Source organism: Cupriavidus cauae (assembly GCF_026210475.1).
GTDB classification, from domain to species: Bacteria; Pseudomonadota; Gammaproteobacteria; order Burkholderiales; family Burkholderiaceae; genus Cupriavidus; species Cupriavidus cauae.
In genome coordinates, this window is the sequence record NZ_CP080294.1 from 1,986,191 (window position 1) to 2,006,950 (window position 20,760).

A 20,760-nucleotide genomic window follows, 5' to 3' on the forward strand; every position below is an offset into this window, starting at 1 on the left:
CGCTTAATGTCGCCCTGTCATCATCGCGCGCCCAGCGACTTTCCCTACCGTTTCCCATGACAAGCGCCATGGACCTGCTGCTGGTCGAAGACGATCCCATGCTGGCCGAGGTCATCTGCGATGGCGCCCGGCAGAACGGCTGGCATATCGATCATGCCGATTGCGCCGCCGCGGCCCGCGCCGCGCTGGTCGACCATGCGTATTCGGCGGTGCTGCTGGATATCGGCCTGCCGGGCGAGTCCGGCCTGACCGTGCTGCGCGCCATGCGCGCCGGCTACGACGTCACGCCCGTGCTGATGCTGACCGCACGCGGCCAGCTGAGCGAGCGGATCGAAGGGCTGGACGCCGGCGCCGACGACTATCTGGTCAAGCCGTTCCAGGTCGACGAACTGTGGGCCCGGGTGCGCGCCGTGATCCGTCGCAGCCAGGGCAGGGTGGTGCCCGTGTTCAGCTGGGGCGAAATCGAGCTCGACCGCAGCCGCCGCGTGGTCACGCGCGCCGGTGCCCGGGTGCCGCTGAGCGCCCAGGAGTACCGCACGCTGCTGGCCTTGCTCGAACGCCCGGGCCGCGTCGTTACGCGGGAACACCTGGAGCGCGTGGTATACGGCAACGCCAGCACGATCGAGAGCAATACCATCGCGGTGTTCATCCATCAGCTGCGCCGCAAGCTGGGCGAGGGCCTGATCACCACGGTCCATGGCCACGGCTACATGATCGGGGAGTCCGGCGCATGAAGTCGCTGCAGGGACGGCTGCTCGCGGTGATGGTCGGTGTCATCGTGCTGTGCTGGGTGGTGTCGCTGGCCGCGCTGATGGTCTATCTGCAGCACAGCCGCTCCAGTATCTGGGACGACAAGCTGCAGGCCTTCGCCACCCGCATCGTGCGCGCGCTGCCGGCGAACAAGCAGTCGTTCAATCTGGTCGGGCCCGGCCGGGAGGTGCGCGACGACGACCGCGCCAGCGAATTCGACCTGGTGATCCAGATCTGGTCGCAGCGCAGGCTGCTGACCGTGCAGAGCCCGCGTCCCCGCGTGCAGGCCAATACGCCGGTGGCCGCGCTGAAGCCGGACTTCGTGGATGGATTTGCCACGCGTGTCATCGATGGCGAGCGCTGGCGCGTCTATGCCGTCTCCGACAGCACCGGAACCATGCAGGCGCAGGTTGGCATCCCGCACGAGGTCATCAACGCCGAGGTGCGCGAGGCCGCGATGCAGGCGCTGCTGGCCACCAGCGTGCTGCTCGCGCTGGTCGGCGTGCTGTTGTGGCACACCATGCGCCGGTCGCTGAAGCCCGTGGCCGCCCTCGAACGGCTGGTGCGCGATCGCAAGACCTTCGACCTGACACCGCTGCCATCGACGTCGCTGCCGACCGAACTGCAGCCGCTGGTGCAGTCGTTCAACCGCGTGCTGGCGCAGCTCGATCAGGCGGTGGAGAGCGAACGGCGTTTCATCGGCGATGCGGCCCACGAATTGCGCACGCCATTGTCCGCGCTGCAGGCGCAGGTCGAGATCGCGCTGCGCGCGCCGAGCGGCAAGGACAAGGACACGGCGCTGGAAAAGCTGCTGGCCACCGCCAAACGGACGACGCGGCTCGCCGAACAACTGCTCGACCTTGCCCGGCTGAATGCCTGCGGCCAGGCGCCGCACGAACCGGCGGACCTCGGCAACCTGGTGCAGCATGTCGCCAGCGAGTTCGAGGTGCAGGCCGAACTGCAGGCGCGCCGGCTGTCGGTGGAAACGGGCGGCGGCCGCATCGCCTGCAATATCGACGAGATCGGCATCCTGCTGCGCAACCTGGTCGACAACGCGCTGCGGTATACGGCGCCGGGTGGGCGGATCAGGATTGCCTGCGGCACCGCGGGTGCCGGCGATGCGGTCTATCTGGAAGTCGCGGACGACGGGCCGGGCGTGCCGCAAGCCGAGCATCAGGCGATCTTCCGGCGATTCCACCGTGCCAGCGGCAATCGGGTGCGCGGCAGCGGCATCGGACTCTCGCTGGTGGCCACCATTGCGCAATCGCATGGGGCCACCATCGAGACGGGCCGCGGCCTGGATGGGCGCGGCTTTCGCGTACGCGTCGTCTTCGCGCAGGCCGCGCCGGTGGCCTGACGGGGCGGCCGGTCAGAACCGGCGATCAGAACTGGCGATCAGAACCGGTACAGGTAGCCCACCGCCACGCTGGTCATGTTCGAGCGATCGACGATCGGGCTGTCCTTGATCGCCGAGCCCAGTCGCGTCGCGCTGACATCGAGAAACAGCTGGTGATGCCGCGCAAGCCGGTAATCCACCCGCAAGCCCGCGGTCAGGTTCACCGTCGAATCGCCCTGGTATTGCGGCCTGCCGATGCGCGCCTCGGATGCCCTGACGCCGTAGTAGTAGTCCACGTTGTCGGTGCTGAGCCATTGCGCCGCTACGTGGGGCGTCAGCCGGAAATTGCCGTACTGGAAGCCGCGGCTGACCTGGAGGGTGGCCTTGTTCCCGTCGGCCGATCCGAGCCATTCGGCCGAGACATCGGCAATGGGGTTGTGCCAGATCGCCGCCCCACCGAACCAGAGGCGGGCGTTGCGATCGGCCATGCCTTCGAGCGCGGCGGAGTCGGAGGCCTCATAGCCGTCGCTCAGGCCGTAGCGGGTGCGCAGCCGGAACGAAACCGGGCCGAGCGAAGGCAGCTTCAGGTCCGCGGTCAGGCCGGACACGTGCAGCCAGCGGTTTTGGTACGACAGCACGGGAATCGCCCGGTAATCCGTGCCGACGTCGCGATAGGGCTTGCGGCGGGCAGCCGCGCCGACGCCGAGTCCCCATTGCGGTTCGGCGGGATCGAGCGCGGCGTCGCCGCCCTGGGCCCATCCCTGTGGCGTCCACAGGCTGGCCAGCAACGCGATGGCCGCCGCGGCGGCCGGGGTTCGAAAGGAGGCCGCATGGCGACCGGGTCTTGTTGCGTTCATTCGGGTTTCGTCGGGCAAGAGTCGATCGGAAAGTCAGCAGGGCGGCCGCCGATGGGCGGCGCCTGGTTCCGGCGTGCCGCGGCAAGGGTCCGGCAACGCAGACAAAGGCATCGACCGTCCATGGCGGCCGCAGGGCCGCCATCCGACGTCGCGGGCGCACGCAGGGTAGCGCGCGGAGGGAGCATGGGGATTGGCACGAGGAACCTTGCTGTTTGCTGTGGCGGCCGGCGATGGCCGTCGTCCACGGTTCGAATCGTGCCGAGGTGGGTTTAAGAAGTTATTAGGGCTTGCGGCGACCGATGAGGACCTGCGAGGCCTGCCGCATCCGCGCACGCTTCATGGCCTGGCGCGGCGGTCCAGGCGCGCGCGGCGTCAATGCCCCGCGCTGAACGCCTGTCTCAGGCGCCGTCGGCATGGACGTCGCGGCCGCCCGTGGCAGCGCCGTCGCTGAACACATCGCGCGTTCCCCCGCGTGCGCCGTCGGTGAAGGGATCGACGTGGCCCTGATGGGCGCCATCCGCGTAGACATTGCGTGCACCGAGACTGCCGGCGTCGATGGCACTCGCGCCCGCCAGGGCGGGCAGGGCGGCCAAGGCCAGGGTGGTGGTGAGCAGGGCGTGCTTGAGCAGCTTCATCGTCAGTGTTCTCCGAAAGGATGGCCGGTAATGATCGGTAGCGACCGGTGAAGGCAGTCTACGAAGACGCCCGCCACAGGAGCATGACGACCCCATGACAATGCTGTCATTTGGCCGAACGCCGCCATCGCCACGACCATCCCCGCGCCGTCGCGGCGCCAGCGCGACATGCGTCGCGCGACGTTGCGCCACGCCGCCGCAATCTGACGACGACATGACAAATTTGTCATGATCGGCCGCCGGCGCCGGGATTGCGGTACCGTTACCGTCTTGCCGGCGGTCCGGCGATTCGTTGAATGTCGATGCGTGTACTGATTGTCGAGGATGAACCCAAGGCCGGCGCCTACCTGCACAAGGGCCTGACCGAATCCGGCTTTATCGTGGATCTGGCCCGCGACGGCGTCGATGGCCTGTCGCACGCCCGCGCGCAGCCCTACGACCTGATCGTGCTCGATGTGATGCTGCCCGGCATGGATGGCTGGCAGATGCTGCGAGAACTGCGGCGCGACCAGGACACGCCGGTGCTGTTCCTGACCGCTCGCGACGATCTGGCCGATCGCCTCAAGGGCCTCGAGCTCGGGGCCGACGACTACATCATCAAGCCATTCGCCTTTGCCGAGCTGGTCGCGCGGATCCGCACCATCCTGCGCCGCGGACCGGTGCGCGAGAACGAGTGGATCGAGGTGGCGGACCTGCGCATCGACGCGGTGCGCCGGCGGGTCACGCGTTCGGGACAGAAGATCGAGCTGACGTCCAAGGAGTTTGCGCTGCTGCATCTGCTGGCGCGCCGGCGCGGCGAGGTGCTGTCGCGCTCGCTGATCGCGTCGCAGGTCTGGGACATGAACTTCGACAGCAACACGAACGTCGTCGACGTATCGATCCGGCGCCTGCGCGCCAAGGTCGACGACCCGTTCCCGGCCAAGCTGATCCACACGCGCCGCGGCATGGGTTACGTGCTGGACGATATCGCGCGGTAGCGGCCATGCTCGCCATCTCGAAGGCGCTGGCCGCGCGCCTGCTTCCTCAATCGCTGACGGCCCGCATGGCGCTGGCCTTCGGCGCGGTGGCAGCGGCCATCATGGCCGCGATGGGCACCTATCTCGCGTGCGCGCTGTCGACCCAGCTGCAGGAGCGCGACGAGGCCGAGCTGGTCGGCGAGGTGGTCCTGGTCCGGCATCTGTTGTCCGAGGTGGATTCGGAAACCGCCGTGCGCGAGGGCATGCACCGGTTTGCCGATATCGCGCTCGGTCACGAAGGGCTGATCCTGCTGGTGCGCAGCCGGCACGGCGAGCCGCTGGTGACGCTGAACCCGCGCCACGAGGCGGTGCCGCCGCTGAAAGCGCTGCCCGCCGACGTCCATCCCGAACCGTCGATGCTGCAGACCTGGTATCCGCGCAATGGCGTGCCCTCGCGCGCGATCGCCGCGCTGGGCCGGCTCGGCGACACCGACGAGGCCGTGGAGATCGTCGTGCTGCGCGACGCCGGTTACCGCGCGGTGCTGATGCGCGATTACCAGTTCCATGTCTTCTGGGCGACGCTGTGCGCGACCGTCGCCGCCGCGGCGCTCGGCTATCTGCTGGCGCGCCGTGGGCTGCGCGGCCTGCGCAGGATGGCGGAGGAGGCGTCGGCCGTCACGACCAGCCGTCTGGCGACCAGGCTCGATGCCGGCACCGCGCCCAGCGAATTGCGGGAGCTGGCCGACGCCTTCAACGGCATGCTGGCGCGCCTGCAGGACAGCTTTTCTCGGCTGTCGGAGTTCTCCGCCGACCTGGCGCACGACTTCCGCACGCCGCTGAGCAATCTGATCGGACAGACCGAGGTCACGCTGGCCCAGGCGCGCAATGTCGCGGAATACGAGGCCCTGCTGGAATCGAACCTGGAAGAATACGACCGCCTGTCCCGCATGATCGAGAACATGCTGTTTCTCGCCCGCGCCGACCACGCGCAGGTCGCGCTGGCGCCGCGCACGCTGGACGCGCGCGCCGAGGTGGAAGCGGTGGCGGAGTACTTCGAGGCGGTGGCGGCGGAGCGCGCGATCTCGCTGTCGCTGCAGGGACATGCGCCGGTGCGCGCGGACCAGACCCTGCTGCGCCGCGCGCTGACCAATCTGCTCGACAACGCGCTGCGCCATGCGCCGCAGGGCAGCCGGGTCTCGGTGATCGTCAGCGCGGAGCGCGAAGCGACCCGTATTCGCGTCGCCAATGGCGGCGCCGGCATCCCGCCCGAGCGGCTGGCGCATATCTTCGGACGCTTCTACCGCGGCGATCCCGCGCGCAGCAACTCGGCGCACTCGACGGGCCTGGGCCTGGCCATCGTCGATTCCATCATGCGGCTGCACGACGGCCGCGCGACCGTGTCAAGCCGGCAGGGGCTGACGGTGCTGGAGCTGGCGTTTCCGCTGCCGACGCCGTGAAGGAGAGGGCAGCGGGGTGACGGCGCGCCATCAGGCCGCGCCATCAGGCCGCGTCATTGGCCTGCGCCATGAGCCCGCGGTATGAGAGACCGCGGTGCGACCGCGATTACGTCGCGCTGATGCCCTTCGCCTTGACGATGGCGCTCCAGCGGTCGTAGTCCTTGTTCAGGCGCGCCTGCATCTGCTTGCCGTCCTGGAACGAGGCGATCGCGCCGGCCGTCACCAGCTTCTGCTGCAGTTCCTTGTCGTTGGACAGGATGTCGCGCGTTTCCCTGGCGATGCGGTCGACGATCGGCTGCGGGGTATTGAGCGGCGCGATCAGGCCGCCCCACGAATCGAAGTCGAAGCCGCGGAAGCCTTGCTCCGAGACCGTCTTCACGCCCGGCAGCAGCACCTTGGCATTGGGCGAGCTCAGCGCGATCGCCTTGAGCTTGCCGGCGCGGATATGCGGCAATGCCGCCACCACATCGGCGAACATGGTGCCGACCTGGCCGCCGAGCAGATCGGCGACCGCGGGCGCGCTGCCGCGGTAGGGCACGTGCATCATGTCGAAGCCGCCCAGGTCCTTGAGCTGCTCCATCGCCAGATGGCCGAAGCTGCCGGTGCCCGAGCTGGTGTAGTTCAGCGGCGTCTTGCTGGCCTTGGCGAAGCGGATCAGGTCCGCCAGCGTTTCCACGCCCGGCACCACGTTCGGGTTGATGACGATGGCCATCGGCAGCACGTAGACGGTGGCGACGGACTGGAAGTCCTTCTTCACGTCATACGCGCTGTTGTTGTACATCAGCGGGGCCAGCAGCGCCGGCATGCCGAACATCGACAGGTTGTAGCCGTCGGGCGCGCTCTTGATGAAGCTGGCGGTGCCGATCGAGCCCGACGCGCCGGGCTTGTTCTCGATGATGACCTGCTGCCCCAGGCGTTCGGAGAGCTTCTGCGCGACGATGCGCGCGGCGGTGTCCGTCGGGCCGCCGGCGGGGAAGGCCACCACCATCTTGATGATCTTGTCGGGCCAGCCGCTGCGTGCGAGCGCGGCGGGCATCATCGCGGCCATCGATGCGGCGGCACCGGCCTTCAGTATCTGGCGGCGGCTGAGGATCAGCTTGGTCATTGTCTTGTCTCCGTCCATTGAGAGCGGCTATTGGGATTGGGAATCGGGAATCGGGAATCGGGAATCGGGAATTGGGAATCGGGAATTGGGAATCGGGAATTGGGAATCGGGAATTGGGAAATTCGATGCTCAGATGACGCCGCGGGATCGCAGATCGGCGATCTCGTCGTCGCCCAGCTGCAGCAGTTCCTTGAACACCTGCTGCGTGTGCTCGCCCATATGCGGCGGCGGCATGCGCACCGGCATCCGCTGGCCGTCGATGGCGTACGGCGGCGCCAGCACCGACTGGGCGCCCGCCTCGCTGTCCTCGTAGCGATGCAGCAGGCCGGCCTGCGCGGTGCGCTCGGACTGCAGCGCCTCGAACATGCCGAGCACCTCGCCGCAGGGAATCTGCGCGGCGGTCAGGCGCTGCAGCAGCTCGGCGCGCGTGAATCGGCGCAGGGCCTCGCGCAGCTGCGGCAGCAGCGTGTCGCGATGCTGCGAGCGCGCGGTGTTGGTGGCGAAGCGCGCATCCTCGGCCCACTCTGGCCGATCGATCACGTCGCGACAGAATCGCTGGAATTGCCCGTTGTTGCCGACGGTGATCACCAGCGGACCATCGGCGGCCTCGAACACGCCGTAGGGCACGATGGACGGATGCGCATTGCCGAACTTGGCCGGGTCGCCGCCCTGCAGCAGTGCTTCCATGCCGTAGTAGGAGGTAATCATCAGGCCGCAGTCGTACAGGGCCATCTGCACGTGGCGCCCGCGGCCGGTCGACTGGCGCGCGTACAGCGCGGCGAGGATCGCCTGCGCCGAATACATGCCGGTAAACATGTCGACCGCCGCCACGCCGAATTTGAGCGGGCCCTGGCCTGCCTCGCCATTGGTGGCCATCACGCCGGCCTCGCCCTGCACGACGAGGTCGTAACCGGGCCGCTCGGCCTCGGGCGTGAAGCGCGCATAGCCGGATATCGAGCAGTACACCAGGCCGGGATTGAGCTCGGACAGCTGCTCGTAGCCCAGGCCGAGCTTTTCCGCGCCGCCGACCTTGAAGTTCTGGATCACCACGTCGCTGCGCGCTGCGAGTTCGCGCGCCAATTTCAAACCCGCCTCGCTTTGCAGGTCCAGCGTGATCGAGCGCTTGTTGCGGTTGGCGCTGTTGAAGTACGAGGTGTTGCGCGTGCCGATCCGCAGGCCCCAGTCGCGGGTGTCGTCGCCGCGGGCCGGGTGTTCCACCTTGATGACGTCCGCGCCGAGGTCGGCCAGTGCCATCGCGCACATCGGCCCGGCCAGCACGCGCGACAGGTCCAGTACCCGCACGCCGGCCAGCGGCAGCGATGCGCCTTTGTTTTCCTGATGCATTGAGCAACGTCCCCTGCCGGGAACGGTCCGGTTAATTTGGTCAGCGCAGATTGTCTATATGTTGATAAAGTTTGACAATTGCAACCGGGAATCAACATAGATGACAACTCGGAGTTGACAATGGATTTGAGCGCGCTGTCGTTGCTGGTGGACATCATCGACGCCGGCAACCTGAGCCGGGCGGCCCGGCAGCTGGGCATGAGCCGCGCCAACGTCAGCAAGCGCCTGAACCATTTCGAGCGGCAATTGGGCGCGGAACTGCTCCGGCGCAGCACCCGCCAGCTCGAGCCGACCGAACTGGGCCGGCAACTCTACGAACACGGCCGCGCCATCCGGCAGGAACTGATGGCGGCGCGCGAGTCCGTGCAGAACCTGGGCAAGCGCCTGAGCGGCACGGTGCGCCTGAGCGTCCCGAGCGGCTTCGGCCAGCACACGATGTCGGCCTGGTTCATCGAGTTCATGCGGATGTATCCGGCCATCACGCTCAACGTGATCTTCGACAACGACATCGAGGACCTGATCAAGGGCGCGGTGGACTTTTCCATCCGCGTGATGGGCGAGACGCCGACCAATGCCGTGGCGCGCAGCCTCGGGGACATCGAATACGTTGCCTGCGCCACGCCGGAACTGGCCCGCGAGGTCGGCATGCCGAGTTCGCTGGAGCAGTTCCGCGACCTGCCGCTGATCACCTCGGAGCTGACCGGCGAGCGGCTGCAGCTGGCCGGGCTGGCGGGAACGGCCGCCGGCCGGGCGCAGATCCGCCCGCGGCTGATGTCGGCCAACTTCTTCTTCCTGCGCGACGCCATCCTTCAAGGCATCGGCGTGGGCCTGGTGCCGCAGTACATGGTGGCGTCCGATCTGGCGGCCGGGACCCTGGTTCGCCTGCCGCTGCCGCCGCGTGACCTGGCCTTCCTGCGCACCACGATGTATCTGCTGTATATGCCGGCGCGCTACCAGACGCGCGCCGTGACGACGCTCATTGCCTTTCTGCAGCAGAAGGCGGCGGCGATGGCGGGATAGGCGAGGGAGGCGAGGGAGGCGAGGGAGGCGAGGGAGGCCGGGCAGGTGGGGCAGGCGCCGCGGCCAGTTCCCGGCCCTGCGCGATGGCCTGGCCGATGGCCGCGACGATGTCCTCGCGCTTGCCGGCGTCATCGACGCGCAACGCATAGGACGGGTGCCAGGTGGCAACGACCCAGGCGTGGCCGAGCCGCACCGGCCGGTTCAGGTAGTCCCGCAGGCTGGCTTTCTGGCCCAGGATCGCCGCCAGCGCCGTCGCGCCCAACGTGACGATGACCGCCGGCCGCACCCGCGCCCGTTCCTCGTCGAGCCAATGGGCGCAGGCCTCGACCTCGCGCTGGCCCGGCGTCTTGTGCAGGCGCCGCTTGCCGCGCGGGATCCACTTGAAGTGCTTGACCGCGTTGGTGACGTATACCGAGTCGGGTGGCACGCCGGCGCGGCGCATCGCCTCGTCCAGCACCTTGCCCGCCGGCCCCACGAAGGCGCGGCCGGCAAGGTCTTCCTGATCGCCGGGCTGTTCGCCGACCAGCATGATGCGGGCCGTTTCGGGACCGTGGCCCGGCACGGCCTGGGTAGCATGGCGCCAGAGTTCGCAGCGGCGGCATTGATCCAGCGACGAGGGCGCCGGACGCAGCGGCTGCGCGTCCTGCGCATCGACCGCAACCGGCTTGCCCTTCATGGTGCCGACGGCGCCCGCCTGCGCGACGCGGCGGGCGCCGTTGCGGGCGTCGGCGATCATCGCCGGAATCAGCCGTCCCTCGGGCAGCCCCTTCCAGAAGCGCACCGGCATGTGCTGCTCCAGTGCGGCTTCGTTCAGGCGGGCCGGATTGAAGATGCTGCGGTAATAGGCGAGCCACAACGGCTCGATGTCGTCGGCGGCCGCGCCCGCCCGGAGCGCGGCGATATCGGCGGTGGCCAACGCATCGGCCGGTGTCCCGGAGAACTGCAACGCATGCCCGTCCCACAGCGCCGCGCCTTGCGGCGTGCCGATCCACCACGACGCGCCGCCCATGCGGCGCGCGAAGTGGTCGGCGGCGTCGGCCAGCACGTCGTGCTCGGGCTCATACCAGGCCAGGTACTCCGGCATGCCGTCGCCGCCGCGCCGATGAAAGCGCACGTAGGCAATCATGTCGTGGTGGGCACGCCGCACGGCCTTGGCCATCGCATGCAGCCGCGCGCCGTCTTCATCGGCGGCGGAAGCTACGGCGCGATCGCCTTGGCACCATCGCCACAGCACCCGGTAAAGAAACGCCCAGCGTTGCGGCGAACGGTAACGCGCGGCGTCCTGCAGCAGGGCGGCCAATGCCTTGGACACGCGCACGTCCGGGGCGGCGCCCGTGGTGTCCGGGCGGGCTGCCGGCACCGCGTCGTCTCCCGAGACCGGCGCGTTGTCTCCCGCGACCCGTGCGTTGTCGCCCGAGACCGGCGCGTTGTCGCCTGGGACCGGTGCGTCGTCTCCCGAGACCGGTGCGGCGCCGGGACCGAGCAGCATCAGCTGTTCGGTTCCCCCGCTTGCCGCCGAGCCGCGCTCCGTCCATGTGACCGTCTCCGGCGGCCAGCCCGCCGCCAGCGCCCGCAAGGCCTGCGCGCGCCAGCTTGCGTAGCCGCCATCGACGCCGCCATCGACGCTGCACTCAACGCCGCACTCGACCACCAGCGTGCGCGGTCCTGCGCCGCTCATAGCAAGGCCAGCTGCACGGGCGCCGGCGACAGCGCCCGCCGCAACTGTTCGGACGGTGAATCCGCCAGCGCCGGCCGGTAGTCCTGCACCACGACGAAGGGTTTGACCTTGTCCATCGGGCAGCGCAGCCGCGCCAGGTCCTGATAGCGGATCGCGCGCGAACGGCGCAGCTCCACCAGCCGCTTCGCGTTGCGCATGCCGATGCCGGGCACCCGGGCGATCAGGGCCTGCGGCGCGCGGTTCAGGTCGACCGGAAACGACTCGCGATGCGCCAACGCCCAGGCCAGCTTCGGATCGATGTCCAGCGGCAGGTCGCCGCCGGCCTGGAACAGCTCCTCGGCCTGGAAGCCGTAGCCGCGCATCAGGAAGTCGGCCTGATACAGCCGATGCTCGCGCAGCAACGGCGGCGCCTGCGCGGGCAGGCCGGACGGGCTGTCGGGAATCGGGCTGAACGCCGAGTAATAGACCCGCTTGAGCTTGTACGCGCCGTACAGCGTCTGCGCGGTCTGCAGGATGGTGCGGTCGTCGGCGTCGTCCGCGCCCACGATCATCTGCGTGCTTTGCCCGGCCGGCGCGCGGCCCGGCGCCTGCCTGTCGCTCTCCGCCTCTTCCTGCGCGAGGCGGATCGAGCCCATGGCACGCTTGATCGTATGCGCGTTCTTCTCCGGCGCCAGCCGTTGCAGCCCGTCGTCGGTGGGCAGCTCGATATTGACGCTGAGCCGGTCGGCATACTGCCCGGCCTGCGAGATCAGCCAGGGATCGGCGTCCGGAATCGTCTTCAGATGGATATAGCCGCGGAACTGGTGTTCGTCGCGCAGCGAACGCGCGACCTGGACCAGCTGCTCCATGGTGTAGTCGGCGCTGCGGATGATGCCGGAACTGAGAAAGAGCCCGTCGATATAGTTGCGCCGGTAGAAGTCCAGCGTCAGGTCGACCACCTCGCGCGGCGAGAAGCGCGCCCGCGGCACGTTGCTGGAGCGGCGGTTGACGCAGTACTGGCAGTCGTACTGGCAGAAGTTGGTCAGCAGGATCTTCAGCAGCGAGACGCAGCGCCCGTCGGGCGTGAAGCTGTGGCAGATGCCCGCGCCGGTACTGGCGCCCAGTCCCCTTTTGCCGAGCGAATCCCGTTTCGGCGCGCCGCTGCTGGCGCACGAGGCGTCGTACTTGGCGGCGTCGGCCAGGATTTCCAGCTTGGTGAGCAGTTCCATCGGGTGGTGATACTGTATGGATATACAGTATTATAGGCGCTATCGCGTTTGCGAGGCCGATTTCCCGCGGGACAAGGCGGCAAGGTTGGCCGGCGCCATGCCGCCCGGCCTCAAGCCTTGACCTCGTGCGGCGGGAGCCCCGGCTCAATACCGATGTCCGCCGCCACCGAAGCCTGCGAGGATGGCGCCATCGTGGCCGTCAAGGGGAGAGGCCGATGTGCTACGCCGCGCAGATCAAGGCCGATTTCAGGAAATTCACGCGCGAATACGGCGCGGTGATGAGCCTTCGCCAGTTCTTCGAATTGTTCTGGCAGAAGCGCAAGGACCAGGAATGGCAAAAGGTGCCCAAGGCGATGCGCATGGCCTTCGCGCAGGCCGGTTCCAGCTCCGACGAGGAGCGCGAGCTCGCGGCGCTGATCGCCGCGGGCGACCGCGAACAGGCCAATGCGCTGGAGGCCGAGCTGTTTCGCCAGAAGACCCGCCTTGCGCAAGCGGAGCGCGCGCTTGCCGGCCGGCTTACCCGCAAGGCCGAGAACGAGCAGCGCATCGCCGCCGACAAGATCGCCCGCCTGCAGCAGAACCTGGCCGACCTGCAGCGTGCGGTGCCGGTGCCGGAGGACGCGATGATCTTCCCGGGTTATTACGCGCCCGTGATGATCATGATGGACGGCCAGCGCGTGATCGTACCGATGCGCTACCGCTGCCGGCTGCCCGGCTGGGACGTCGCCATGGAAAGAAAGAAGCCCGGCACCTACAACGCGCGCCGCGACAATCTCGAGACGGCGTGGCGCCAGCTGTTTGGCTATCGCCACGGCATCCTGCCGATCCGCGCCTTTCATGAACACGTGGCCCGGCACCGGCTGGAGCGCCGCGAGCTCGGCCCGGACGAAAAGGAGCAGAGCGTCGTGCTGGAGTTCCGTCCCGAGCCGCCGCAGGATCTATTGATCGCCTGCCTCTGGTCGCATCACAAAGGCGAGGCCGGCGAGCCGGATCTGTATTCGTTTGCCGCGATCACCGACGAGCCGCCCCCGGAAGTCGCCGCGGCCGGCCATGACCGTTGCGTCATTCCGATCAAGCCAGAGCACGTGGACGCCTGGCTCAATCCAGACCCCGGCAATCTGGCCGCCCTGCACGCGATCCTGGACGACCGGGAGCGGCCGTTCTTCGAATATCGGTTGGCGGCTTAGCGGGGGCGCAGCGGGAGGCGGCGATGGCTTACCAATGACGGCTTACCAATCCTTCTACTGAACTTGCCAATTCATCCACTCGGGAGGTCGCGCTTTACCAATTCATCTACTGAGCGCGCCGGTTCTTGCCAATTCATCTACTGGGAGCGCCGCGACTTACCGTTTCCTCTACATCGCCAAACCTCAGCGCCGGAACCAGAGGATCGACAGCCCGCTCGCCGCCATCAGCAGCAGCACCGCCACCGCCGCGAACAACGCCCCGACCTCGGTTTCCCGGCGCTCCAGCGCGAAGCGCGTGTTCAACTGGCGATAGACCTGGCTGAGATCGGCTTCCGAGCCCGCGTGGAAATATTCGCCGCCGGTGATCTTGGCGACCGCGCGCAACGCGGGTTCATCGAGCTGCATGTAGTAAGACATGACGGAACCCGAACCGCCGGCCGTCGTGCTGTCGCGGGAGCCAAAGCCGACGGTATAGACGCGCACGCCCCGTTCGGCGGCCATGCGGGCGGCGATGACGGGGTCGGGGCCGGTGGTGCGGCGGCCGTCGCTGAGCAGGATCACGGCGCCGTGCCGATAGGAGCCGGGTTCGGCCGCAGGCCGTTCCTCGCGTCTGGCGCGTTTCTGGCGGAGAGCGTCGGCCGCGGCCGATTCGTCCAGCGGCCTGCCCTGATTCTCCGGCGGCTCCGAAGCGTCGCCGAACAGCACCGCCTCCAGGTCGATGCCATCGTTCGGGAACAGGACCGCCAGCGCTTCGATCAGGCCACTGCCCGTCGCGGTGCCTCGCTGAAGCTGGAAGCGCTCGATCGCCTCGAGCATGTCCTGCCGGTTGTCGGTTGGACTGAGCACCACCGACGCGGTCCCGGCGAACGACACGATGCCCAGCCGCACCTTGGCCGGCAGCCCGATGACGAGATTCATGGCGGCCTGCTGTGCGGCGGCGAGGCGGGTCGGGGCGACATCGGTCGCTTCCATGCTGCGCGAGACGTCCATCGCAAGCACCAGCGTGATGGTGTCGGCCGGCAGCGTGATCGTCGCACTGGGCCGCGCGCAGGCGAGCAGCGCGGTGCCGAGCGACAGCCAGAAGAGCAGGGGAGGGAGGTGGCGCCGGAGCCATTGCCGGGGACCGAGCGCCGCGCGCGGCAGGGTGAGGTTGGCGTAGAGCAGAGCCGCCTTCCTGCGCCGGGCGAGCACGTAGAAGTAAGCCGCTGCCAGCACGGGAAGCACGAGCAGCAGCCAGAGCATTTGAGGCCAGAGAAACTGCATGCCCTGCTCCTTGGCGCGTGGTTAAGATCGATGGTACTGTAGTTTCCGACGCGTGAACTCGGGGCGGCGATGAAACGGGTGACGATCTACGGAACAGCCTTGGCGGCGATCGCACTCGTCTTCGCCGCCGGCATCGGCTCCGCCTGGCTGTTGCAGCCGAAACAGCGCGTCTTGACGCAGTCGGACATCGATTCGGCCGTGCTCCACACGCTGAACAACAAGGACCTGCCTTCGCGCGCCGCCCGCGCTGCCGAGGCGATCCGCCAGTCGGTGGTCGAGGTCCGCAGCTATCCGGCCGCCGATACCGCCGCGGAGAAGCCGCGCGCCGACAAGGCCGGACGCGATCGCCCCGCCAGGCCGCCCGAATCCTCCGCCCCTTCCAAACGCACGCCGCGCGACGAGACCGCAAAGGGCAAGGCCCCCGGCGACAAGGCCCCCAGCGACAAGGTCGCGCCCGACGCCTTGCCCGACGGCCGGCACATTGGCACCGGCGTGGTCGTCACCGAGAGCGGCGTGATCCTGACCAACTACCACGTCGTCGCCGGCGCCCGCCGCGTCGAGGTCCGCTTCCACGACGGGCATACCGCCGAGGCCACCGTGCTGCAGGCCGTGCCGGAGAAGGACCTCGCCATCCTGCAGCCCAGATCGATTCCCGACGACCTGCCGCCCGCGACGCTCGGTTCCAGCCGCGAACTGGCGCCGGGCAGCGAGGTGGTCGCGGTCGGCTTTCCGTTCGGCATCGGCCCGTCGGTGACGGCCGGCGTGGTGTCCGGGCTCGACCGGCAGTTCGTGTCCCCCGACGAGAAGCAGCAGCTGGACAAGCTGATCCAGTTCGATGCCGCCGCCAATCCGGGCAACTCGGGCGGGCCGCTGGTCAACATGAAGGGCGAGGTGGTGGGAATCGTCACCGCCATCCTCAATCCCAACCAGAGCGGCAATTTCCTTGGCATCGGGTTTGCCATCACCATCGAAAGCGCGGGCGGCTCCGTCGGCGCTTCGCCCTTCTAGCCTTCCCTACAGAATTCCACACCACAGCGAGAGGCCCATGAACGACCAAGCCCGGGACGCCATCGAAACCGCCAACCTGATGGAGCGCCTGCTGTACGAGGTCAAACGCGTGGTCGTAGGCCAGGACCATTTTCTCGAGCGGGTGCTGGTGGCGATCCTTGCCGGCGGGCATCTGCTGGTGGAAGGCGTGCCGGGGCTGGCCAAGACGCTGACCGTCAATACGCTGGCCAGAACGATGCGCGGGACCTTCAAGCGCATCCAGTTCACGCCGGACCTGCTGCCGGCCGACCTGGTCGGCACGCGCATGTACCACCAGGGGACCGGCGAGTTTTCCACGGTGCGCGGGCCGGTCTTCGCCAATCTGCTGCTGGCCGACGAGATCAACCGCGCGCCGGCCAAGGTGCAGAGCGCGTTGCTCGAGGTGATGCAGGAAAAGCAGGTCACCATCGCTGGCGAAACCCATCGGGTGCCGATGCCCTTCCTGGTCATGGCCACGCAGAACCCGATCGAGACCGAAGGCACCTATCCGCTGCCGGAGGCGCAGGTCGACCGCTTCATGATGAAGGTGCTGGTGGGTTATCCGAGCGAGGACGAAGAGGTCGTGATCGTCAACCGCGTCACCGGTCCGCGGATCGACGTGAGCCCGATCGCCACGCCCGAGCAGCTGACCGCGCTGCAGGAGGAATGCCGCGCGGTGTACGTCGATCCCGGCCTGATCCAGTACGCGGTGCGCGTGGTCTCGGCCACGCGCCGGCCGGCCAGCTACGGGCTCGACGATCTGGACCGTTACGTGACCTTCGGCGCCAGTCCGCGCGCCACCATCGGCCTGATCGAAGGCGCGCGCGCGCTGGCGCTGCTGCGCGGCCGCCACTATGCGGTGCCGGAAGACGTGATCGATCTGGTGCCCGACGTGTTGCGCCATCGGCTGTCGCTGTCCTACGAGGCGATGTCCGACGGCATCACCCCAGATGCCTTGATCGGCCGCATCGTGCAGGCCATGCCGGTTCCCGAACGTCCGCTGGAATCCCATGTTCGGGCGGCTGCGCGGTAGGCGCCGGTCCGGCCCGGACGCCGCTTCGGACAAGGCCGCGCCCGGCGCGCCGCGCGGTGTCGGCGCCGGCCGCACCGATGCCTTGCTGCGCCGCATGGAATGGACCGTGGTGCGCCGCCTCGACGGCATGCTGCAGGGCGACTACCGCACGCTGTTTCGCGGCTTCGGGCTGGACCTGGCCGACCTGCGCGAATACCAGGCCGGCGACGACGTCCGGCACATCGACTGGAACGTGACCGCCCGGCTGCAGACGCCGTATGTGCGGATGTTCCAGGAGGATCGGGAGATCGCGGCCTGGTTCCTGCTCGACCTGAGCGGCTCCGTCGAGTTCGGCTCGGGCGAGGTCCGCAAGCGCGACCTGCTGAGCGATTTCACCACCGTGATGGCGCTGCTGCTGACGCGCTATGGCAACCGCGTCGGCGCCGTGCTCTACAACGGGGCGGCCGACATGACCGCGTCGGTGGTGCCCGCGCGTGCCGGGCGCCGGCAATTGCTGCACCTGCTCGACCGCATGCACGCCACGCCGGCCGCCTCGCCGGGCCACACTCGGTTGCGCGGCCTGCTCGACCATGCACGGGCGGTCGCCAGGCGGCGATCGGTGGTGTTCGTGGTGTCGGACTTTATCAGCGACCCAGGCTGGCAGGCCTCGCTCGCGATGCTGGCCAGGCGTCATGAGGTGGTCGCCGTGCGGCTGGTCGATCCCCTGGAGCAGGCGCTACCCGATCTGGGTTTGCTGGTGCTGCAGGACGCCGAGACCGGCGAGCAGATGTTCGTCGACACGCACGATCCGGCCTTTCGCAAGCGCTTCGTGGCGGCCGCGCAGGTGCGCGAGGAAGAACTGCGGCTGGGCTTTGCCCGGGCCGGCGTGGATTGCCTGACGCTGTCGACCGATGCCCGGCTGGACCTGGCCCTGCTGGAGTTCTCGCGGCAGCGTCGTCATCGGCAAGGCACGGCGAAGGGCACGGCAAAGGGCACGGCGCCGAAAGCCGGCAACGCGGGCCCCAGCGCGGGGGGCAATGCGGGCGCAATTGCGGGCGCGAATGCAGGGGCAAGCAAGGAAGCGAAGAAGGGGGCCGCATGGACGGCGTGAGCGAGGCGATCACCCGGCTGCCCGCCATCAGCTTCCTGTGGCCCAGGATGCTGTGGCTGCTGGCGCTGGTCCCCGTGCTGGCTCTCGCCTACCTGTGGCTGGACGCACGGCGCCGGCGCGCGGCGGTTCACTATCCCGCCCTGAAGACCGTCGGCTTCGCCAACCGCGGCGTCGCAGGCTGGCGCCGGCATGTGTCCCCGGTGCTGATCCTGCTCGCGTTGACCGCATTGATCGTCGCGATCTCGCGGCCGCATGCGCTGCTGGTGCTGCCCTCGCGCATCGAGACCGTGATGCTGGTCATCGACCTGTCCGGCAGCATGCGCGCGAAGGACGTGCAACCGAACCGGCTGCGCGCCGCGCAACAGGCCGCCAAGGGGCTGCTCGAGGCGAAGCCCGCGGGCGTCAGCGTCGGCCTGGTCGCGATGGCGGGAACATCGGCCGTCGCGCAGGCGCCGAGCCGCACGAAGCAGGACGTGGCCACGGCCATCGACCGCCTGCAGCCACAGGGCGGCACCGCGCTGGGCAACGGCCTGCTGATCGCGCTGACGGCGTTGCGGCCGGAAGCGACCGAGGACGCCGGACGCCTGATGGATGGCGATGCCTCGCCGCTGAAGAAACGCGGCGCGCTCGGCAACCTGTTCGGCGCCGCGGGATTGGGGCAGGGAGCGAGCCCGGGCGCGGGCCAGGGAGGAGGACAAAACTCTGCCGACCAAGAGGGCGCCGCCGCCCCGGGCTCCTATGCCGCCGGCGCGATCGTCGTGTTCTCCGACGGCGAAAGCAACGCCGGTCCGACCGCGGTGCAGGCGGCCGAACTGGCGGCCTCCTATGGGGTGCGCGTCTATACCGTCGGCGTGGGCACGCCCCAGGGCGTCGTGCTGTCGGCGGACGGCTGGTCGGCGCGCGTCAAGCTCGACGAGGCCGTGCTGAAGGAAGTGGCCAATACCACCGGCGCCGAATACTTCCGGCTGGAGGACGCCGCCAGGCTCAAGCAGGTGTATCGCGCGATCAACGCCAAGCTGACGCTAGGCAAGACCGAGCAGGCGGAAATCACCGCACTGTTCGCCGCGCTTGGCGCGGTGCTGGCGGCGGGTGCGGCGCTGCTGTCGCTGTGGTGGTTCGGACGGGTGATGTAGGGCAGGGCGCAAGAAATCGTCTGCTGGGAAATGAGATGTATTATCATCTGCGCGGTTTTCTGGCCGTTCCCATCCTGTTCCGCCCATGCCCGCTCCGAGCCGAAGCACGACACTGCACGCACTCTATTGCGATCATCACGGCTGGCTCCATGGCTGGCTGCGCAAGCGCCTCGGCAACGACTGCGAGGCGGCCGATGTGGCGCACGACACCTTCCTCCGAGTCTATGCCGGCCCACGCGCACTCGACCATCTGTCCGAGCCGCGTGCCTTTCTGACCCACGTGGCCAAGGGGCTGGTGGTCGATCTCTACCGTCGACGCGCGGTGGAGAAGGCCTACCTGGACAGCCTCGCCCAGCTGCCTGAAGCGCTGGCGCCTTCGCCCGAGACGCGGGCACTGGTGCTCGAGGCCCTGCACCGGATCGACGCGATGCTGTGCGCCATGCCCGTGCGAGCGCGCGAGATCTTCCTGTTGTCGCAGCTGGACGGCCTGACCTACGCGGAGATCGCGGCGCGGCAAGGCATCTCGCTGCGAACCGTGAAGCGGCAGATGCGCGACGCCTTTCTCGCCTGCCTGTCGGCGATATGAGCCGCGACCGTGGGGCGGGGACGGTGCCCGCCAGCATCCTGGCCGAGGCGGCCGACTGGATGGTACGCATTCAGTCGGATCCGCACGACGCCGCGCAACTGGCCGAACTGCACGCCTGGTGCGCGCGCAGTCCCGCGCATGCCCGGGCCTGGCACCAGGCGCAGCAGGTGCTCGGCACGTTCGACAGCGTGCCGGCCGCGTTGCGGCGCACGGCGTTGGCGGGACTCGCGCGCGAACAGCGGCGCCGGGCCACCCGCAAGCTCGCCCTGATGCTGGTGGGCGCCCCGGCCGCCTGCCTGGCCTGGCGCTTCGCCCCGTGGGAGGCGATGACCGCCGGCATCCGTACGGCAGTCGGCGAAACCCGCGAGGTACGGCTGGCCGATGGCACGCGGGTCACGCTGGACACGGACAGCGCGATCGACGTGTCCTATTCCGACAGCACGCGCCTGATCAAGCTGCGGGCGGGCCGCATCCTGATCGACACCGAGCCGGACCCGGCCGCCGTGCCCCGGCCCTTCGTCGTCGAGACGCCGGACGGCGTGCTGCGCGCGCTCGGGACGCGCTTCGTCGTTCGCCGGCAGTCCGACGCCAGCCACGTGGAGGTCTACCAGGGAGCGGTGGAGGTTCGGCTGCGCCGCGACGGCGCGCCGCTGCGGGTGGGCAGCGGGCAATGGCTGCGCTTCGGCGCCGGGGAGACGGCATCCGGCGCCGCGCTCGACGGCATGGGTGCGGCGTGGGCGCACGGCATGCTGGCCGCGCGCAATCTGCGGCTGGAGGCGCTGGCCGAGGAACTGGCGCGCTATCGTCCCGGCATCGTGCGCTGCGATCCGACCATCGCCGACCTGCGCGTGACCGGGGCCTTCCCCTTGCGGGACACGGACCGCAGCCTGGACCTGCTGGCCGAGACGCTGGGCATCCGGGTGCGCCGGCGGACCCGCTACTGGGTCATGCTCGAGCCCGGCGACGCCGGCGCCTCGCGATAGTACACAGGCCCGGGGCGAGCCAGCCGGCCCGCCTTCATGCGCCGCCAGCCCGGCTCATGCGCCGCAGGCACGGCTCATGCGCCGCGGGCACGGCTCATGCGCCGCGGGCACGG

19 protein-coding genes are annotated in these 20,760 nt (G+C 68.9%); 12 read left to right on the plus strand and 7 right to left on the minus strand.

Features of this window, described 5'->3' with window-relative positions:
- The first annotated feature begins 68 nt into the window (after nt 1–68).
- A complete protein-coding gene (locus KZ686_RS24125; protein ID WP_149315937.1) occupies nt 69–734 on the plus strand; it encodes a response regulator transcription factor in 666 nt (221 codons plus the stop codon).
- Entirely contained in the window at nt 731–2,107 is a 1,377-nt protein-coding gene (locus KZ686_RS24130) for a sensor histidine kinase (RefSeq protein ID WP_265633922.1), read from the plus strand. Before KZ686_RS24125 ends, KZ686_RS24130 begins: the two co-directional genes overlap by 4 nt.
- 38 nt (nt 2,108–2,145) lie before the next feature.
- Here the strand turns inward: KZ686_RS24130 and KZ686_RS24135 are convergent, their stop codons facing one another.
- A complete protein-coding gene (locus tag KZ686_RS24135; protein ID WP_265633923.1) occupies nt 2,146–2,943 on the minus strand; it encodes a MipA/OmpV family protein in 798 nt (265 codons plus the stop codon).
- Between the two features lie 398 nt (nt 2,944–3,341).
- Nucleotides 3,342–3,578 (minus strand): hypothetical protein, encoded by a 237-nt coding sequence (locus tag KZ686_RS24140; protein WP_150083932.1) that lies wholly within the window; start codon nt 3,576–3,578, stop codon nt 3,342–3,344.
- A gap of 302 nt (nt 3,579–3,880) precedes the next feature.
- Between KZ686_RS24140 and KZ686_RS24145 the strand changes: the two genes are divergently transcribed.
- Both KZ686_RS24145 and KZ686_RS24150 read left to right on the plus strand, forming a co-directional pair.
- Nucleotides 3,881–4,555 carry a heavy metal response regulator transcription factor gene (locus KZ686_RS24145; protein WP_149315934.1) on the plus strand — a complete coding sequence of 225 codons (675 nt, stop codon included), beginning with the start codon at nt 3,881–3,883 and terminating at the stop codon, nt 4,553–4,555.
- 5 nt (nt 4,556–4,560) lie between these two features.
- Nucleotides 4,561–5,991, plus strand: coding sequence for a heavy metal sensor histidine kinase (locus KZ686_RS24150; RefSeq protein ID WP_226105724.1), 1,431 nt, complete (start codon nt 4,561–4,563; stop codon nt 5,989–5,991).
- A gap of 106 nt (nt 5,992–6,097) precedes the next feature.
- Here the strand turns inward: KZ686_RS24150 and KZ686_RS24155 are convergent, their stop codons facing one another.
- Both KZ686_RS24155 and KZ686_RS24160 read right to left on the minus strand, forming a co-directional pair.
- Complete coding sequence (locus KZ686_RS24155; RefSeq protein ID WP_265633925.1) at nt 6,098–7,096, minus strand: tripartite tricarboxylate transporter substrate binding protein; 999 nt, start codon at nt 7,094–7,096, stop codon at nt 6,098–6,100.
- Between the two features lie 129 nt (nt 7,097–7,225).
- Nucleotides 7,226–8,440, minus strand: a complete 1,215-nt coding sequence (locus KZ686_RS24160) for a CaiB/BaiF CoA transferase family protein (protein WP_265633926.1) — start codon at nt 8,438–8,440, stop codon at nt 7,226–7,228.
- Nucleotides 8,441–8,560: 120 nt separating this feature from the next.
- Between KZ686_RS24160 and KZ686_RS24165 the strand changes: the two genes are divergently transcribed.
- The gene (locus KZ686_RS24165) at nt 8,561–9,460 is read left to right on the plus strand and encodes a LysR family transcriptional regulator (protein ID WP_226105720.1); all 900 of its coding nucleotides are present in this window, start codon (nt 8,561–8,563) and stop codon (nt 9,458–9,460) included.
- Here KZ686_RS24165 and KZ686_RS24170 read toward each other — a convergent pair.
- Nucleotides 9,417–11,138, minus strand: coding sequence for a UdgX family uracil-DNA binding protein (locus tag KZ686_RS24170; RefSeq protein WP_265633927.1), 1,722 nt, complete (start codon nt 11,136–11,138; stop codon nt 9,417–9,419). The two genes, KZ686_RS24165 and KZ686_RS24170, sit on opposite strands and share 44 nt — an antisense overlap.
- Nucleotides 11,135–12,346: a putative DNA modification/repair radical SAM protein gene (locus tag KZ686_RS24175; RefSeq protein ID WP_265633928.1), complete on the minus strand. Its 1,212-nt coding sequence runs from the start codon at nt 12,344–12,346 to the stop codon at nt 11,135–11,137. The genes KZ686_RS24170 and KZ686_RS24175 overlap by 4 nt, the downstream gene beginning before the upstream one ends.
- Before the next feature lie 215 nt (nt 12,347–12,561).
- Here KZ686_RS24175 and KZ686_RS24180 point away from each other — a divergent pair, with 215 nt between their 5' ends.
- Nucleotides 12,562–13,533 carry an SOS response-associated peptidase family protein gene (locus KZ686_RS24180; RefSeq protein ID WP_265633929.1) on the plus strand — a complete coding sequence of 324 codons (972 nt, stop codon included), beginning with the start codon at nt 12,562–12,564 and terminating at the stop codon, nt 13,531–13,533.
- Nucleotides 13,534–13,716: 183 nt separating this feature from the next.
- On the opposite strand, the gene KZ686_RS24185 is transcribed toward KZ686_RS24180, so the two are convergent.
- A complete protein-coding gene (locus tag KZ686_RS24185) occupies nt 13,717–14,796 on the minus strand; it encodes a VWA domain-containing protein (protein ID WP_265633930.1) in 1,080 nt (359 codons plus the stop codon).
- 69 nt (nt 14,797–14,865) lie between these two features.
- Here KZ686_RS24185 and KZ686_RS24190 point away from each other — a divergent pair, with 69 nt between their 5' ends.
- The 6 genes from KZ686_RS24190 to KZ686_RS24215 all read left to right on the plus strand — a co-directional run bounded on the left by KZ686_RS24190 (nt 14,866) and on the right by KZ686_RS24215 (nt 20,647).
- On the plus strand, nt 14,866–15,804 hold the full coding sequence (locus tag KZ686_RS24190; protein ID WP_370639470.1) for a S1C family serine protease: 939 nt from the start codon (nt 14,866–14,868) through the stop codon (nt 15,802–15,804).
- Between the two features lie 37 nt (nt 15,805–15,841).
- Nucleotides 15,842–16,855: an AAA family ATPase gene (locus KZ686_RS24195; RefSeq protein ID WP_149315924.1), complete on the plus strand. Its 1,014-nt coding sequence runs from the start codon at nt 15,842–15,844 to the stop codon at nt 16,853–16,855.
- On the plus strand, nt 16,833–17,945 hold the full coding sequence (locus tag KZ686_RS24200; protein ID WP_226105708.1) for a DUF58 domain-containing protein: 1,113 nt from the start codon (nt 16,833–16,835) through the stop codon (nt 17,943–17,945). The genes KZ686_RS24195 and KZ686_RS24200 overlap by 23 nt, the downstream gene beginning before the upstream one ends.
- Nucleotides 17,942–19,078, plus strand: a complete 1,137-nt coding sequence (locus KZ686_RS24205; protein WP_226106294.1) for a vWA domain-containing protein — start codon at nt 17,942–17,944, stop codon at nt 19,076–19,078. Before KZ686_RS24200 ends, KZ686_RS24205 begins: the two co-directional genes overlap by 4 nt.
- Nucleotides 19,079–19,163: 85 nt before the next feature.
- Nucleotides 19,164–19,664 carry a sigma-70 family RNA polymerase sigma factor gene (locus KZ686_RS24210; protein WP_149315922.1) on the plus strand — a complete coding sequence of 167 codons (501 nt, stop codon included), beginning with the start codon at nt 19,164–19,166 and terminating at the stop codon, nt 19,662–19,664.
- Nucleotides 19,661–20,647: a FecR domain-containing protein gene (locus KZ686_RS24215; RefSeq protein ID WP_265633931.1), complete on the plus strand. Its 987-nt coding sequence runs from the start codon at nt 19,661–19,663 to the stop codon at nt 20,645–20,647. The genes KZ686_RS24210 and KZ686_RS24215 overlap by 4 nt, the downstream gene beginning before the upstream one ends.
- Nucleotides 20,648–20,760: the final 113 nt, after the last annotated feature.